At 66.3% G+C, this 15,679-nt stretch carries 12 protein-coding genes; 3 read left to right on the top strand and 9 right to left on the bottom strand.

All coding sequences use genetic code 11. The features are described 5' to 3' along the window. The first annotated feature begins 2 nt into the window (after nt 1–2). The 3 genes from sucD to P5W98_RS24940 are packed head-to-tail and all read left to right on the top strand — an operon-like array spanning nt 3 to nt 4,824. On the top strand, nt 3–908 hold the full coding sequence (gene sucD / locus P5W98_RS24950) for a succinate--CoA ligase subunit alpha (protein ID WP_421027446.1): 906 nt from the start codon (nt 3–5) through the stop codon (nt 906–908). Further along, nucleotides 886–3,804: a phosphoenolpyruvate carboxylase gene (locus tag P5W98_RS24945; protein ID WP_421027445.1), complete on the top strand. Its 2,919-nt coding sequence runs from the start codon at nt 886–888 to the stop codon at nt 3,802–3,804. The genes sucD and P5W98_RS24945 overlap by 23 nt, the downstream gene beginning before the upstream one ends. Nucleotides 3,805–3,837: 33 nt before the next feature. Beyond that, nucleotides 3,838–4,824: an HpcH/HpaI aldolase/citrate lyase family protein gene (locus P5W98_RS24940; RefSeq protein WP_421027444.1), complete on the top strand. Its 987-nt coding sequence runs from the start codon at nt 3,838–3,840 to the stop codon at nt 4,822–4,824. 10 nt (nt 4,825–4,834) lie between these two features. Here P5W98_RS24940 and P5W98_RS24935 read toward each other — a convergent pair whose 3' ends face one another. From P5W98_RS24935 to P5W98_RS24895, 9 genes are all read right to left on the bottom strand, one after another. Then, nucleotides 4,835–6,310 carry a pyridoxal phosphate-dependent decarboxylase family protein gene (locus P5W98_RS24935; RefSeq protein ID WP_421027443.1) on the bottom strand — a complete coding sequence of 492 codons (1,476 nt, stop codon included), beginning with the start codon at nt 6,308–6,310 and terminating at the stop codon, nt 4,835–4,837. Between the two features lie 51 nt (nt 6,311–6,361). Further along, nucleotides 6,362–7,261 (bottom strand): bifunctional methylenetetrahydrofolate dehydrogenase/methenyltetrahydrofolate cyclohydrolase FolD, encoded by a 900-nt coding sequence (folD, locus tag P5W98_RS24930; RefSeq protein WP_421027442.1) that lies wholly within the window; start codon nt 7,259–7,261, stop codon nt 6,362–6,364. 6 nt (nt 7,262–7,267) lie between these two features. Continuing rightward, nucleotides 7,268–8,626 (bottom strand): FMN-binding glutamate synthase family protein, encoded by a 1,359-nt coding sequence (locus tag P5W98_RS24925; RefSeq protein ID WP_421027441.1) that lies wholly within the window; start codon nt 8,624–8,626, stop codon nt 7,268–7,270. A gap of 16 nt (nt 8,627–8,642) precedes the next feature. After that, nucleotides 8,643–9,341, bottom strand: a complete 699-nt coding sequence (locus P5W98_RS24920; RefSeq protein WP_035525493.1) for a protein glxC — start codon at nt 9,339–9,341, stop codon at nt 8,643–8,645. Further along, entirely contained in the window at nt 9,329–10,237 is a 909-nt protein-coding gene (locus P5W98_RS24915; protein WP_421027440.1) for an amidophosphoribosyltransferase, read from the bottom strand. Before P5W98_RS24915 ends, P5W98_RS24920 begins: the two co-directional genes overlap by 13 nt. Nucleotides 10,238–10,296: 59 nt before the next feature. Further along, the gene (gene glnT, locus P5W98_RS24910) at nt 10,297–11,625 is read right to left on the bottom strand and encodes a type III glutamate--ammonia ligase (protein WP_421027439.1); all 1,329 of its coding nucleotides are present in this window, start codon (nt 11,623–11,625) and stop codon (nt 10,297–10,299) included. 119 nt (nt 11,626–11,744) lie between these two features. Beyond that, entirely contained in the window at nt 11,745–12,458 is a 714-nt protein-coding gene (locus P5W98_RS24905) for a hypothetical protein (RefSeq protein WP_421027438.1), read from the bottom strand. Then, the gene (locus P5W98_RS24900) at nt 12,455–15,418 is read right to left on the bottom strand and encodes a glycine cleavage T C-terminal barrel domain-containing protein (RefSeq protein ID WP_421027437.1); all 2,964 of its coding nucleotides are present in this window, start codon (nt 15,416–15,418) and stop codon (nt 12,455–12,457) included. The genes P5W98_RS24905 and P5W98_RS24900 overlap by 4 nt, the downstream gene beginning before the upstream one ends. Beyond that, nucleotides 15,419–15,676 carry a sarcosine oxidase subunit delta gene (locus P5W98_RS24895; RefSeq protein ID WP_421027436.1) on the bottom strand — a complete coding sequence of 86 codons (258 nt, stop codon included), beginning with the start codon at nt 15,674–15,676 and terminating at the stop codon, nt 15,419–15,421. Nucleotides 15,677–15,679 lie beyond the last annotated feature (3 nt).

The raw sequence follows: 15,679 nt of genomic DNA, 5'->3' as shown, positions 1-15,679 counted from the left end.
CCATGAGCATCCTGATCGACGAAAACACCCGCGTGATCGTGCAGGGCTTCACCGGCGACAAGGCGACCTTCCACGCGAAAGAGATGATCGCGTACGGCACCAATGTGGTGGGCGGCGTGACGCCCGGCAAGGGCGGCCAGCGCCATCTCGACCGTCCCGTATTCAACACCGTGAAGGAAGCCGTGCAGGCAACCGGCGCCACGGCGAGTCTCGTGTTCGTGCCGCCGCCCTTTTGCGGCGACTCCATCATGGAAGCCGCCGACGCGGGCCTGCGCCTCGTGTGCTCGATCACCGATGGCATTCCGGCCCAAGACATGATGCGCGTGAAGCGCTATCTGCTTCGCTATCCGAAGGAAAGCCGCACCATGCTGGTCGGACCGAACTGCGCGGGCATCATCAGCGCGGGCAAGGCCATGCTCGGCATCATGCCGGGGAACATCTACCGGCGCGGCTCGATCGGCATCGTCTCGCGCTCGGGCACGCTCGGCTACGAGGCGGCGGCGCAACTCAACGCACTGGGTCTCGGCGTGACGACGAGCGTGGGCATCGGCGGCGATCCGATCAACGGCAGCTCGTTCCTCGACCATCTGCGGCTCTTCGAGAACGATTCCGAGACCGAGGCCGTGATCATGATCGGCGAGATTGGCGGGCCCCAGGAAGCCGAAGCGGCGCGCTGGGTACAGGAGAACATGACCAAGCCGGTGGTGGGCTACGTTGCCGGCCTCACGGCGCCCAAGGGCCGCCGCATGGGCCATGCGGGCGCGATTATCTCGGCCGCCGGTGACAGCGCCGCCGAGAAGGCGGAAATCATGCGTGCCCACGGGCTTCTCGTTGCACCCAGCGCCTCCGAGCTGGGCTCCACCGTCGCTGCGGCGCTGACGCAAAATGATGCCCGCCGCGTCGCTTGATGCCATCGAGGCCCGGGAGGCTGCCGGGGCCGAGGCTCGCACCGTGACGTTGCGTGGCGTGGAGGCGCCGCGCCATCGACCGGTTGCATCACAGTCTTCGTCCGCGCCTTCTTCCGCAGCGCCGCCTTCGCTGCTCGACCTTCTCGCCACGGCTTCTGCGGCGTTGCCCGCGCTCGATGCTCAGGCTTACGAACCGTGTGTGGTCGACCTGCTGTTCGGCTTGCTGTGCGATGTCGCGCGGCGCCGCCAGCCCCAGGTCGAACTCGCGCTGCGCGGCGAGCAGTTGCCTCCCGATGTGCCGCGCGCGGTGTGGCGGCGCAGCCTGCAGGCCCAGGGCATCTGGTTCCAGCTGCTGAGCGTGGCCGAGCAGAGCACCGCCATGCGCCGCCGCCGCGAGATCGAAATCGAGAGCGGCTATGCGCGGCTCACGGCCTCGTTCTCGCGCGTAGTGGCCGATGCGGCTGCGGCCGGCGTGCCCGCTGACGAAGTCCGCACCGTGCTCCAGCATCTGAAGATCCGCCCGGTCATCACGGCGCACCCGACCGAGGCCAAGCGCGTCACCGTGCTCGAAATCCACCGGCGCATCTATCGCAAGCTGATGGATCTGGAGTCGCCGCGCTGGACGCCGCGCGAGCGGCGCAAGCTCGTCGGGCAGCTCGGCAACGAAATCGAGCTGCTCTGGATGAGCGGCGAGTTGCGTCGCGAGAAGCCCACTGTTGCGCAGGAAGTGGCGTGGGGGCTGCACTTCTTCGGCGAAACGCTGTTCGAGGCCGTGCCGCTGCTGTTCGAGCGGCTCGAAGAGGCGCTGCACCAGTTCTACCCGGGCGAGCACTTCGAGATGCCGCGCTTCTTCCAGTTCGGCTCGTGGATCGGCGGGGACCGCGACGGCAATCCGTTCGTCAACAACGAGGTCACGCGCGCGACGCTCTACGATAACCGGCTCGCGTGCCTCAAGCGCTACCGGCAACAACTGCTCGACCTCGCGCAGACGCTCAGCATCACCGCCGAGGCACTGCCCGTGCCTGAAGCGTTCGGTGCCGAGCTCGCGCGCATGCTCGAGCAAAGCGGCGACGGCACGGCCATTGCCACGCGCAATCCAGGCGAGGTGTTCCGCCAGTACCTGACCTGCATGCTGCGCAAGCTCGACACCACGCTCGCCGACGCACAACGGCGCGGCGCGGGCACCGCTGTTTCCGGCGGCTACGCGAGCGCCGACGAACTGGCCGCCGAGCTGCGCGCGATGGAACTGGCCCTGCTCGCGACCGGCAGCGACACGCTTGCCGACTCGTATGTCCGGCCATTGCGCCATGAGGTCGAAACGTTCCGCTTCAGCACGGTGCAGCTCGACCTGCGCGAGAACTCCACGGTCATCAACAAGACCCTGCTCGCGCTGTGGCGGTCTCGCGCCAAGCCAGGCTCGGAGCCACCAGATCTGAACTCCGAAGCATGGAAGGCGTGGTTGCTCGCGGAGCTCGCGCGCCCGCTCGCCCCGGGCGAAGCCACGGACGCCTTGCCCGAATCCCTCGCGGAAGTGGACGCGGAAACGGTGCAGATCTTCCGCATGGTCCGCACAATGCGCCAGCAGGTAGACCGCAATGCCTTTGGCGCGTTCATCCTGAGCATGACGCACCACGCGACCGACGTGCTCGGCGTCTATCTGCTCGCGAAGCAGGCGGGGCTGTTCAGCGATGCCGCCGGCGTGGAAAGTTGCACGCTGCCGGTAGTGCCGCTGCTCGAAACCATCGACGACTTGCGGCGCGCGCCCGAAATCCTGCGCGAACTGCTGGCCGTGCCGATGGTCAAGCGCAGCATCCGTGCGCAAGGCGGGGTGCTGGAGGTCATGATCGGCTACTCCGATTCGAACAAGGACGGCGGGTTCTTCGCGAGCAACTGGGAGCTCTCGAAGGCGCAGACGAAGATCACGCGCGTCGGACGCGAACTGGGCATCACGATTTCGTTCTTCCACGGCCGTGGCGGCTCGGTGAGCCGCGGCGGCGTGCCGGCGGGCCGCGCGATAGCCGCGCTGCCCGCGGGCTCCGTCAACGGACGCTTTCGCGTAACCGAGCAAGGCGAGGTGGTGTCGTACAAGTACGCGAACCGCGGCACGGCGCAGTATCACGTCGAGTTGCTCGCGTCGAGCGTGCTGGAGCATACGTTCAAGTCGGAGCACGAAGACGAACTGCTGCCGCGCGGCGAGTTCGATGACGCGATGGAAGCGCTCGCGGGCGCTTCACGCGCGGCCTATGTGAAGCTGGTCGAGCAGCCCGAGCTGATTGCGTATTTTCAGGCAGCCAGCCCGCTCGAAGAGCTTTCGATGCTGAACATGGGCTCGCGCCCTGCCCGGCGCTTCGGGGCACGCAGCCTCGAAGACCTGCGCGCGATTCCGTGGGTGTTCGCGTGGTCGCAGAACCGCCACGCGCTCACGGGCTGGTATGGCGTGGGCAGCGCGATCTCGTCGTTCCTCGGGGTGCGCCAGGAACGCGGCCTCGATCTGCTGCACAGGTTGTTCAATGAATCGCGCCTGTTCCGGCTGATCGTAGACGAAGTGGAGAAGACGCTCGCCCAGGTCGATCTCGACATCGCGCGCGGCTATGCGGACCTCGTGCCCGACGCGCGCGTACGCGAAACGATCTTCGCGCAAATCGAGGCCGAGTATCGCCTCACCACGGAGATGGTGCTGAAAGTGAGTGGCGGCACCGCCGCCGCGGACCGCTTCCCACAGTTTTGCGAGCGGCTCGCGCGCCGGCTGCCGGCCATCAACCTCGTGAGCCGGCAGCAGATCGAGTTGCTGCGTCTGTACCGCTCGGCCAGCGCCGATCAGGAGCGGCGCAGCTATCTGGTGCCGCTCCTGCTCTCCATTAATTGCATCGCATCGGGCTTCGGCGCGACGGGCTAGGGCCGCGCGCCTCCACTATCGAGGAGATTACCCATGAGCTTTACCGCAATCGAACCGGCCACGCCGCGGCTGCACCGCTCGGAGCTTGCTGTGCCGGGCTCCAACCCCGCGATGTTCGAAAAAGCCGCGCGCTCGGCCGCCGACATCATTTTTCTCGACTGCGAAGACGCGGTCGCGCCCGACGACAAGGAGCAGGCCCGCAAGAACATCATCGAAGGGCTGAACGACATCGACTGGGGCGCGAAGACGGTGATGGTCCGCATCAACGGGCTCGATACCCACTACATGTATCGCGACGTCGTGGATATCGTTGAGGCGTGCCCGCGGCTCGACATGATCCTGATTCCGAAGGTTGGCGTGGCGGCCGACGTCTATGCGATCGACATGCTCGTCACGCAGATCGAGACGGCGAAGAAGCGCACAAAGCGCATTGGCTTCGAAGTCCTCATCGAAACCGCGCTGGGCATGGCGAACGTGGAGGCAATCGCGCAATCGAGCCGCCGGCTTGAGGCGATGTCGTTCGGCGTCGCCGACTATGCGGCCTCCACGCGTGCGCGCACGACCGTGATCGGCGGTGTGAACCGCGACTACGGTGTGCTGAGCGACAAGGACGCCAATGGCGAGCGCGAATACTTCTGGAGCGACCAGTGGCACGCCGCGCAAACGCGCATGATGGTGGCATGCCGCGCCTATGGATTGCGGCCGATCGATGGACCGTTTGGGGATTTCAGCGATCCCGATGGTTACGACGCCGCTGCGAAGCGCGCCGCGGTGCTCGGCTATGACGGCAAGTGGGCGATTCATCCCTCGCAGATCGAGCTGGCGAACCGCGTGTTCACGCCGAGCGATGCCGAAGTTTCGCGCGCGCAACGCATCATGGATGCGATGGCTCAGGCGGCGAGAGATGGCAAGGGGGCCGTGTCGCTGGATGGCCGGTTGATCGACGCGGCCAGTATTCGGATGGCAGAGGCGCTGCTTTCCACTGCACGGGCGATCGCGGGCTCAGAGGGCAAGCGCTGAAATTGGACGCCTACGCGTGCGCCGCGACGCTCTGCGCATCAACGCGCACGCGCTCCACCGCGCGCCAAGACTCGATCATCGAGTCGGCGGCGCGGTCGATATCATCCTCGGTGGTAGGCCATGCAATGACCGAAATACGCATTACGCGGCGCTCACGCCACTGTGCGCCGACCGCGAAACATACGCCCGCCTGCTGAATGCCCGCGATCGTGGCGTCCGTGAGCACGTCGCCAAGCGCAACAGGCTCATCCGCACCGAAACGCACGACCACCTGATTCAACTCGACTTCGTTGAGCACCGCAATACCAGGCTCCTCGGCCAGACGACGCGCCAACCGCTGCGCAAGCGCACAATGCCGCTCGATCATCTCCGCGATGCCGCGCCGGCCAAGGGTGCGCAACAGGGCCCACAAAACGAACCCGCGCGCGCGCCGCGACAACTCCGGGGCGTAATGCACGGGGTCGCGCGCGCCGCCGTCTTCGGCGGGCGGGAGGTAGCCTGCGCCGATCGTCATCGCCCGCCGGTGCGCATCGGCGTCGCGCACGAAAGCGCACCCGCACTCGTAGGGCGCCTGCAGCCACTTGTGCGCGTCTGTCGCCCACGAGTCCGCATGCTCGATGCCCTGCGCCAGCGCTTCGCGCGCCGGACATGCCCTCGCCCACAGGCCGAAGGCGCCGTCCAGGTGCAGCCAGCCACCGCGCTCGCACCGCTCGCGCATCAGTGCGGCAATCTCCCCGACGGGATCGAACGCTCCGGTCATGATGTGGCCCGCCTGCGCGATCACGAGATGCGGCCCACGGCAATGCGCGAGCGCGGCGCGCAACGCGTCGATGCGCATGCGCCCCGCGTCATCCGTAGCAATCCTCATGACTGAGCGCTCGCCAAAACCCAGATAGCGTAGCGCGGCAAACACGCTCGCGTGCGCATCGTCGCCGATAAGAACAGCAATGGGCGGCGCGCCGAACAGGCCGTCGGCCTCGACATCCCAGCCCACGCGGCGCAGCAGTGCACCACGCGCCGCTGCGAGGCAGACGAAGTTGCTCATCGTCGCGCCTGTGGTGATGCCCACCGAGCATTCGGGGGGGAGCCGCAGCAGATCGACCAGCCATTGCCCGGCCACCTGCTCGGCCACGGCGGCCGCGGGCGCGCCCTCGTAGCAGCCGGCATTTTGCCCCCAGACGCTCGTGAGCCAGTCGGCCGCGACACCGGCTGGGTGCGAGCCGCCCACGACCCAGCCGAAAAAGCGCGGGCCCGCGGTGCCCATCAAGCCCGGACCGGCCGCGGCGGCCAGTTGCTCGATCACCTCGCTCGCGGGCAGGCCCGCCTCGGGCGCAGGTCCGCCAAACGCGTCGAGCAACGCCGCGAAGCCCGCCGTTGCTGCGGGCGGGCGCGTCGCGCGGGTACGATGAAACGTCAGTGCGTGCCGGTGCGCGGCGTCCAGCGCCGTGCACGCATCATCGTCCGGCATCCTGATCAACTCGGCCACAGCGGCTCCTTTCCCCTGATGACGCCGCGTGGTCGCGCAGCTTGCACCTCGCTAGCGTGCCGGCACCTGCCAGAACGGCTGTGCCGGATGAAACGCCTCGCCCTGCGCGAAACGCTCCGCCGAGCGCAGCGTGTTCTCGATCAGCATGGTGACGGTCATCGGCCCCACGCCGCCGGGCACCGGCGTGATCCACGAGGCGCGCTCGCGCACTGCATCGAAATCGACGTCGCCCACGATGCGCCCATCGGCGAGGCGGTTGATCCCCACGTCGATCACGATCGCGCCTTCCTTCACCATCTCCGCCTTGATGAGCCCCGGCTTGCCCGCCGCTACCACGAGAATGTCCGCGTGGATGGTGTGATGCGCGAGGTCGCGGGTTTTCGCGTGGCAAATGGTGACCGTGGCTTCCTTCTGCAACAGCATCAGCGCCATCGGCTTGCCGACAATATTGCTCGCGCCGACCACCACCACGTTCTTGCCCGCGACTTCGATGCCCGTGGTCTCCAGCAGCAGTTGAACGCCGTAAGGCGTACAAGGCGGAAAGATCGAGTTGCCGACCACGAGCGCGCCAACGTTGTAGAGATGAAAGCCGTCCACATCCTTGTCGACTACGATGCTCTCCAGCACGCGCCGCACGTTGACCTGTGGCGGCAGCGGCAATTGCACGAGAATGCCGTGCGTGGCCGGGTCCAGATTCAGTTCGCCGATGCGCTCGAGCAACTCGGTTTCCGTGCAACTGGCGGGGAACCGGTGCATGAACGAGCGCACGCGGCTCTCCTCGCACGCCTTCACCTTGTTCGCGACGTAGACCTGCGAGGCCGGATTGTCGCCCACCAGCACCACGGCGAGACCCGGCACGACGCCGCGCATGGAAAGCGCGGCGACGCGCTCGCGAAAGCGCGCCCGCAAGCGCCGCGCCAGGTGTTTCCCATCGATGATCTGTGCCGTCATGGCGCGTCAGACCACACCCGGGATCCAGTTGGTGCCGGCGAGCGGCACACGCGCCATCGCCGCTGCCTCGACCGTGAGCGCGACGAGATCTTCGGGCTCCAGGTGATGCACGTTCTGCTTGCCACAGGCGCGCGCGATCGTGGTGAGCTCCATGTTCAGCGTCTTCAGATAATTGCGCAGGCGCTTCGCGCCGACGTCGGGCTGCAGCCGCTCCTGCAACACGGCATCCTGCGTGGTGATGCCCACCGGACACTTGCCCGTGTGGCAGTGGTGGCAATAGCCCGGCGCCGTGCCCAGGTTGGCGTAATCGTCGAGCGCCTGCACGTGCTGGCCGTTCTCGATATACGACGCGCTGTTGCAGCCCAGCGAGACCAGCACGCCCTGCCCGATGGCCACGGCATCGGCGCCCATCGCCAGCGCCTTGGCGACATCGGCGCCGCTACGGATGCCGCCCGAGACGATGAGCTGCACCGTGCCCTTCATGTTGAGGTCTTCGAGCGCATCCACGGCCTGGCGCAACGCGGCAAGCGTAGGAATCCCGACGTTTTCGATAAAGCACGTTTGCGTGGCTGCGGTGCCGCCCTGCATGCCGTCCACCACGATCACGTCCGCGCCCGCGTGCACGGCGAGCTTCACGTCGTTGAAGGTGCGCGTTGCGCCCACCTTCACGTAGATCGGCTTTTCCCAGTCGGTAATCTCGCGCAACTCATGGATCTTGATGAGCAGATCGTCGGGGCCGGTCCAGTCGGGATGGCGGCACGCCGAGCGCTGGTCGACGCCTTCGGGCAGCACGCGCATCTTCGCGACGCGCGGCGAGATTTTTTGCCCGAGCAGCATCCCGCCGCCGCCCGGCTTCGCGCCCTGGCCGATCACCACTTCGATCGCGTCGGCCTTGCGCACGTCGTCGGGATTGAAGCCGTAGCGCGACGGCAGGCATTGGTAAACAAGCGTCCTGGACGAGCGCCGCTCTTCCTGGGTCATGCCGCCGTCGCCGGTGGTCGTGGAGGTGCCCATCTCGGTCGCCGCGCGGCCCAGCGCCTCCTTCACGTTCGCCGATAGCGCGCCGAAACTCATGCCTGCGACGGTGATGGGAATCGCGAGCTCGATGGGCTTTTTCGCGAAGCGCGTGCCCAGCACTGTCTTCGTGGTGCATTTCTCGCGATAGCCTTCGAGCGGATAGCGCGAGAGCGACGCGCCGAGGAACAGCAGATCGTCGAAATGCGGCACGTGGCGCTTCGCGCCGAGACCACGGATTTCATACAGCCCGTGTGCCGCGGCGTTCTGGATATAGTTGATCGTCTTGCGGTCGAAGCCCCAGGATTCTTCGGTGGCCAGTTGCTTCATGTGGATGGGCTTGATTTCCATGGTCGGGATCCTTGGGTCAATATTCCTGGTTCGCGTCGGCGTTCCAGTGATAGAGCGAGCGTGCCGAGGCGATGCGCTTGAAGTCCCTCGGTTCGAAGCCGGAGAATGCGGGGCCTGCCGCGCGCAGCAACTGCGCCACCGCTTCGATGTCAGCGGCAGTCATCGGCTCTTCGCGCGCGTCCGCGCCCAGCGACTTGATATTGCCGCGCACGTACAGCACCGCTTCGTACAATGAATCGCCCAGTGCGTCGCCGGCGTCGCCGCAGACCACCAGCCGACCGGCCTGCGCCATGAATGCGGAGAAGCTGCCGACCGATCCCTTCACGACGATATCGGCGCCCTTGAGCGAGATACCGCAGCGCAGGCCCGCATCGCCTTCGATCACGAGCAGGCCGCCTTGCGCCGACGCACCCGCCGCATTCGACGCGAAGCCCTTCACGTGCACGCGCCCGCTCATCATGTTTTCGGCGACGCCGGTGCTCGCGCTGCCCGCGATGGTCACCTTCGCCTCCTTGTTCATGCCGGCCGCGTAGTAGCCGGCGTGGCCGTCGATCTCGACCTCGATCGGCAGATCGAGCCCGACCGCGATGTTGTGCGCGCCATCGGGGTTCGCGATGCGCACGGCCTGCACGCCCTTGCCGGCGGCGTCCTTGTGCAGGAACCGGTTGAGTTCGGTCACTGACGTGCTTGCCAGGTCAAAGTTCAGACTTTCCATACGTACATCTCCTCGGGAGCCGGTTCGAACACGCTTGCATGTTTGATATCGGGAAGATGCGCCAGCGAGCGGAATTCGGAGGCGATCGCCACGTAATCGTCGGTCTCTGCCACCACCGCGGGCTTGCACGCGAACGGATCGCGAATCAGCGCGAGCTTGTCGGGTGTCCCCATGAGGAACGTGTAGAAGCCGTCGAGCTGCTCGAAGCCCTGTTGCAGCGCCACTTCGAGATCGTCGCCTTCGCGCAGCCGGTATTCGAGGAAGCGGCAGGCGGCCTCCGTATCGTTGTCCGTATCGAAGTGAATGCCGTGCGGTTCGAGCATGCGGCGCACGCCGAAGGGATTCGAGAGCGACCCGTTATGCACGAGGCAGAAGTCCTCGCCGGCCGTGAACGGGTGGGCGCGGTCGGGCGTGACCGCCGACTCGGTGGCCATGCGCGTATGGCCGACCAGGTGCGTGCCTGAAAGGTTCTGGAACGCGTAGCGGTCCGAAACTTCCTTCGGCGTGCCGATATCCTTGTACAGGTCGATGGCGCGGCCCGTGGAGAGGATATGCAGCTTCGGATGCTGCTCGGCGATCCAGCGCTTCGCGGTCTCCGGCGCAGTGCTCACGCTCAGCACCGCATGGTTGCCCTTGGCCTGAACTGAGGCGCCGGCGCCCAGATGTGCGTTCATCTCGTGCACGAGCCCTTGCCAGTTGAAATCAGCGGCTTCTTCCGTGAGGCCGGAATACAGGCTGATCTTGCGGGTGTCTTCGTCCACCGGCTCCGTGAACACGGCCAGCCCTGCCGAATCGGGCCCGCGCTCCGTCATGCCGAGCAGCATGGGCACCATCAGCTCGCCCAGCCGCTCACGCAACGATGGTTGCTTTATAAGTAATCCTACAATTCCACACATGATTAATCTCCTGCACGTATTTCCTGCGTTTCATGGACGGCTGGCGCAGCGACGCCAGCTCAGAAAAATTCGAGGTAGGTCTTCTGCTCCCAATCCGACACATGGCGCATGTATTCGATCCATTCCATGTGCTTGAGGCGGAGAAACTCTGCGCCTGCCGGGCCGAGCGCCTCCATCATGACTTCGTCGCGCTCGAGTTCGCGAAGCGCATCCTGGAGGTTCTGCGGCAAGATGCTGATTTCGCGCTGGCGCAGCTCCTGCGGCGACATCTCGTAGAGATTCAGATTGCACGGCGCGCCGGGATCGAGCTTGTTGTTCACGCCGTCCAGGCCCGCGGCGATCACGGCGGCAGTCGCGAGATAGGCGTTGCACGCGGCATCGGGCAGGCGCAACTCGATGCGGCCACCGGGAATGCGCACCATCGACGAGCGGTTGTTGTCGCCGTAGCTCACGTAGGCCGGCGCCCACGTGGCGCCGGTCAGCGAGCGGCCCACCACGAGACGCTTGTACGAGTTGACCGTGGGCGCGCAAATGGCCGCGAGTGCCGCCGCATGCTTGAGCAGGCCGGCCGTCCAGTGATAGGCGAGCTTCGAAAGCCCGAGCCCGCGCTCGTCGTGCTTGTCGGCGAAGAGGTTGCGCTCGCCGTCCGAGATCGACATGTGCATATGCATGCCGTTGCCCGGCCGGTTCGAGAACGGCTTGGGCATGAACGAGCAAATCAGGCCGAGCTCGTTGGCGATCTCCGCAGCGGCCATCTTGAAGAACACGTATGAATCGGCGGATTTCAGGCAGTCCGAGTAGGTGTAGTTGATTTCGAACTGGCCGTTGGCGTCCTCGTGGTCGATCTGATAGACGTCGATGCCAGCCTTGATCAGCGACTCGGTCAGACGCTCGAGAAATTCGCGCGAGCGCGAGAGCCCCTTGTAGTCGTAGCACGGCTTGGGCAGCGCATCGGAGGCGTCGCACGGCACGATGCGGCCATCCTCGGCGCGCCGCAGCAGCGAGAACTCGGGCTCCAGCCCGGTGTTCAGGATCCAGCCGTGCTCCTGCAAGCGGGCGACCTGCTTTTTCAGCGTCACGCGGCTCTCGAACTGCCACGGCTCCTTTTTCACGTAGCCGTCGCAGGCAATGCGGGCGTAGCCCGGCTGCCACGGCATGAGCGTGAGCGTGTCGAGATCGCCCACCGCCATGAAGTCCGGCCCTTGCGGATCGATGCCGAGGCCCCATACCGCGAAGCCGGCGAAACCCGCGCCATCGGTCAGGATGAGGTCGAGGTGGGCAGCGGGCACGGACTTCGTCTTCGCGACGCCGTGAATGTCGACGAATTGCGCGAGTATGTACTTGACGTCGTTATCTGCGAGGAACTGCTTGGCTTCTGCGGGTGTCATGTCGATTGTCCTCAAGCGTCGTGATGCGGTGTCGAGAAAACGCCCGGCGCCTGCTTGCGCCGGATGCTTTCGCCCGGGGTGCCAGATGAGCCTGATAAGCCTGATGCAGGCCTGGTGAGTTAGCTGCTGGCCTGGTGCGATGGTGCCTGGTCGATTGCGTCGATCACGGCGAGACCGACCGGCCCGCCTCCCAATTCGGCAGCGATGCCGGCAAGGGTTTCCCACAAGTACACACCGTATGTCCCATCGGCCCACAGACGGTAGTACGGACGGCCCAGCCGCTCGCCCGGCAGGACGGTGACGGCGACCCCCGCCATCGAAGTCAGCACGACGGGTCGGGTTGCGAGGTCCAGCGCGCGAAAGTTGACGTTGCAGGTCTGCAGCAGCAATTCGTCGATCGCCTCGCCGCACAGCACCAGCGCCAGGTCCTGGCGCAGCACCGGATAGACCCGCAGCGCCGGCTCGCGATGGGCCAGCTTTGACGACGCGCGGCCGCTCATGCCGTCCTCGATCAGATACTCGGTGAGGCCCAGACGCGCGATCAGCCCGCCGCTCGCGAGCGGCGCCCATGTGTTGGGCTGGGGCAGCGCGGGCAAGCCCTGCTCCGCGAGCCAGGCGGCCACGCCCTGGCCCTTGAAGCCCATGCGGGACAGGTGCGAGACATCCGCAATGCCCGCGTTGCGTGCGCGCGCTTCGTCGTTCGCGCCGTGGCGCTCGACGATCTGCATGTTCTCGACCGTGCTCCACCGTGCTTCAGCGGCGTGTTGGGCGTCGCGTATGGGACTCGTGCGCAGCGGGAAATTTGCTGCGCCTGCCAGGTTCGATGCGCTCATGCGGTCTCCTCCCTCGGTGCGGCGGCGTGCGCGGGTGCGGCGTCTTTCTGGCGCAGGTTTTCTGGGTCGTAGAACGGCGTGGGCACCACCGTGGCCGACACCATGGTGCCGTCGCTCAGGCGAAAGCGCAGTTGCGTGCCCGGTTTCGCCATCGCGGGCCGCACGAACGCGAGGCCGATCGTCTTGTTCAGCGTCTCGCTCCACGACACGCTCGTCACGCGGCCTGCGATCTCCTTGCCTTCGATGGCGAGGTGGCACTCGCGCAAGGCGTCGTTCTTCACGCCATCATCCAGCGCGAAGCCCACGAGGCGTTGCTGCTGCGCCTGGCTGTCGATGGCCTGCAAGCTGCGCTGGCCGACGAAGAACGGCTTGTCCATCTTGACTGCCCACTCCATGGCGGCATCGCGCGGCGTCGTCAGGCCGTCGGTGTCCTGGCTCACGATCACGTGGCCCTTCTCCAGCCGCAAGAGCCGCTGCGCCTCCACGCCAAACGGACGGATGCCGAATTCCCTACCCGCTTCATAAAGCGCGTTCCACAGCGCCGGGCCATATTCGGCGGGAACGTGAATCTCGTAGCCCCATTCGCCGACGAAGCCCACCCGCATCAGCCTGGCCGGCACGCGGTTGGCGCCCAGCGCGATGCCCGTCACGCGGATGCCAAGATACGGAAATGCTTCGGATGACAAATCAAGGTCGACCAGCTTCGCGAGCACGGCGCGCGAGTATGGACCCGCGAGGTTGATGGCCGCGTAGGCGCCCGTCACGTTGACGATGCCGCAATCGAGCCCCCAGATCGTGTTCAGGCGCGAGAGTTCGCGGTAAATCGCCGCCGCACCCGAGGTCGTGGTCGTGAAGTAGAATTGATCGTCGGAGAGGCGTGCGATCACGCCATCGTCGATCACCACGCCGGCTTCGTCACACATCAGCGCATAGCGCGTCATGCCGGATTTGAGCCCCGCGTACTTCGACACGTAGACGCGTTCGAGAAACTGCGAGGCTTGCGGCCCGCGCGCTTCGAGCTTGCCGAGCGTCCCCACGTCGATCATGCCCACGCCGGTGCGCACCGCCTGCACCTCTTCCTGGATGCAGCGCGCGCGATCCTTGCCCGCCACCGCGTAGTACTCGGGCCGCTGCCAGACTCCGGCCGGCATCCACTTCGCGCCGAGGCGCTCGTGCTGCGCGTGCATCGGCGTGCGGCGCTCGGGATTGAAGCCGCGCCCGGCAAGCAGCGCCATCGGCACCGGATGAAAGAACGGGCGCGCCGTGGTCGTGCCCACTTCCTGCGGCGCCTTGCCGGTCAACCGTGCGAGCACGCGCAGCCCATTCATGTTCGAGTGCTTGCCCTGGCTCGGGCCCATGCCGTTGGTCGAAAAGCGCTTGAGCAGCTCGATGTTGTCGAAGCCTTCCTGCACGGCGTTTTCGAAATCCTTCAGTTGCAGGTCTTCGTCGAAGTCGACGAAGTTCTTGCCCGCCGGATGCGCCACGATCGGCCACGCATGCGAGGGCGATTCGGGTTCGCGCGCGATCGCTGTGCTGCGCGAGTCGGGCGCGCCCCCCAGCAAGCCGACATGCGCGGCCGCAAGCGCGCCTGAACGGCGACCGTCCTGCAGCTTGCTCTCGAAGGTGTACACGCCGTTCACGCGGCCGCACGCGAATACGCCTTCGGGCAACTTATCGGGTACGAACTGCTCCACGCCCGTGTCGTAGCGCATCGCCGTGCCCGCCTGGTAGAGCAGATTGGCAGCCGGCGCCCAGCCCACGCTCATCAGCAGCGTGTCGCATTCGATTTGCCGGGTGCGGTCGACCGGGGCAGTCATGCCCGCGGGCGGCATCGCACCCACGCGCACGGCCGCAAGCCGCTTGCCTTCCGTGTCGGGCACGGCCTCGACCACGCAGCTCGAGCCGAGAACCTCCACGCCGCGCACCTCCAGCTCGCGGGCGAGCACGCCGCAGCCATGTGTCGCGCGCAGGTCGATCAGCGCCTTCACCTTGATGCCGCGCTCCAGCATGTCGAGCGCCGCGCGATAGCCATCGGCGTTCGCGGCCAGCACGACCGCGCGCTGGCCCGGCGCCACGCCGTAGCGCCACGCGAGCCGCTGCGCCGCCGAGGCGAGCATCACGCCAGGCAAGTCGTTATTGCGGAACACAGCGGGCTGCTCGAACGCGCCGCTTGCCACCACAACCGCCTTCGCGCGCATCTTGGTGATGCGATCCGGTTCGACGAGCGGGACCCAGTGGTCCGCATAATAAGCCGCGGCCAGCGTGCGATTGAACATGCGTACGCGCGGATGCGCACGAACCTGGGCTTCGAGCGCGCGCACGGCTTCCAGGCGCTCCATGTCGCCGCCGGCCTGATACGTGCCGCTGCCGCCCGAGCGCGCATTCTCGTCGACGATCACCACGTCCGCGCCCTGCTGCGCCGCCTCCAGCGCCGCCATCAGACCCGAGGGCCCCGCGCCGATCACCAACACGTCGCAGAACCCGTAGCGCTTGGGCGTGCGCACGTGCGGCGCCTTGAGGTCGACCACGCCAAGCCCGGCCATCTTGCGGAACATGCGCTCCCAGCGCGGAAACCAGCGCTTGCTGTAGAACGCCTTGTAATAGAAGCCAACCGGCAGGAACGGCGCGAGCTTGCCCATCCAGCGGTTACGGTCGTTGGCCACGCCGCCCGTGGTGTTGACCGCGTGCCAGTTCGCACCGGCGATCAGCTCGGTCACGTCGGCGCGCACGTTCAGGCGCGCGCCATCCTGGAACATCGCGTTCACGTCGTGGTTCGCGAGCGAGAGCACGCCGCGCGGGCGGTGATACTTGAAGCTGCGCCCGAGCACCGAAACCTCCGACGCCCATAGGGCGCTCGTGATCGTGTCGCCTGCAAAGCCCGTGTAACGCTGCCCTTCGAAGCCGAATTCGATCTGCTGGCTGCGATCGATCCATTCGCCTGCATGCGGTGCCAGACGCATTTACGCCTCCTCGTCATTCAGATACGTGCGGATGACACGATCCTTCGCGGTGTCACGCTCGGCGATGAACCAGGTGTTGCTCGGGGTATGGCACCACCACTCCTTCTTCACGCCGGCAGCGCCGTTGCGGCAGTACACGTAGTCGGCCCATTCGTCGTCGCTCGCTTTTGCCGGGTCCGGCATCGCGCGCATTTCGCCCCAGTAGACGAACTCCGAAACGGGCCGCGCGCCGTTCACAGGACAGGTCATGATCTTCATCGT

This window comes from Paraburkholderia sp. A1BS-2L, assembly GCF_051125205.1.
GTDB lineage: Bacteria > Pseudomonadota > Gammaproteobacteria > Burkholderiales > Burkholderiaceae > Paraburkholderia.
The sequence above is the reverse complement of the archived record's forward strand: the minus strand, read 5'-3'. Positions and strand labels throughout refer to the sequence as shown.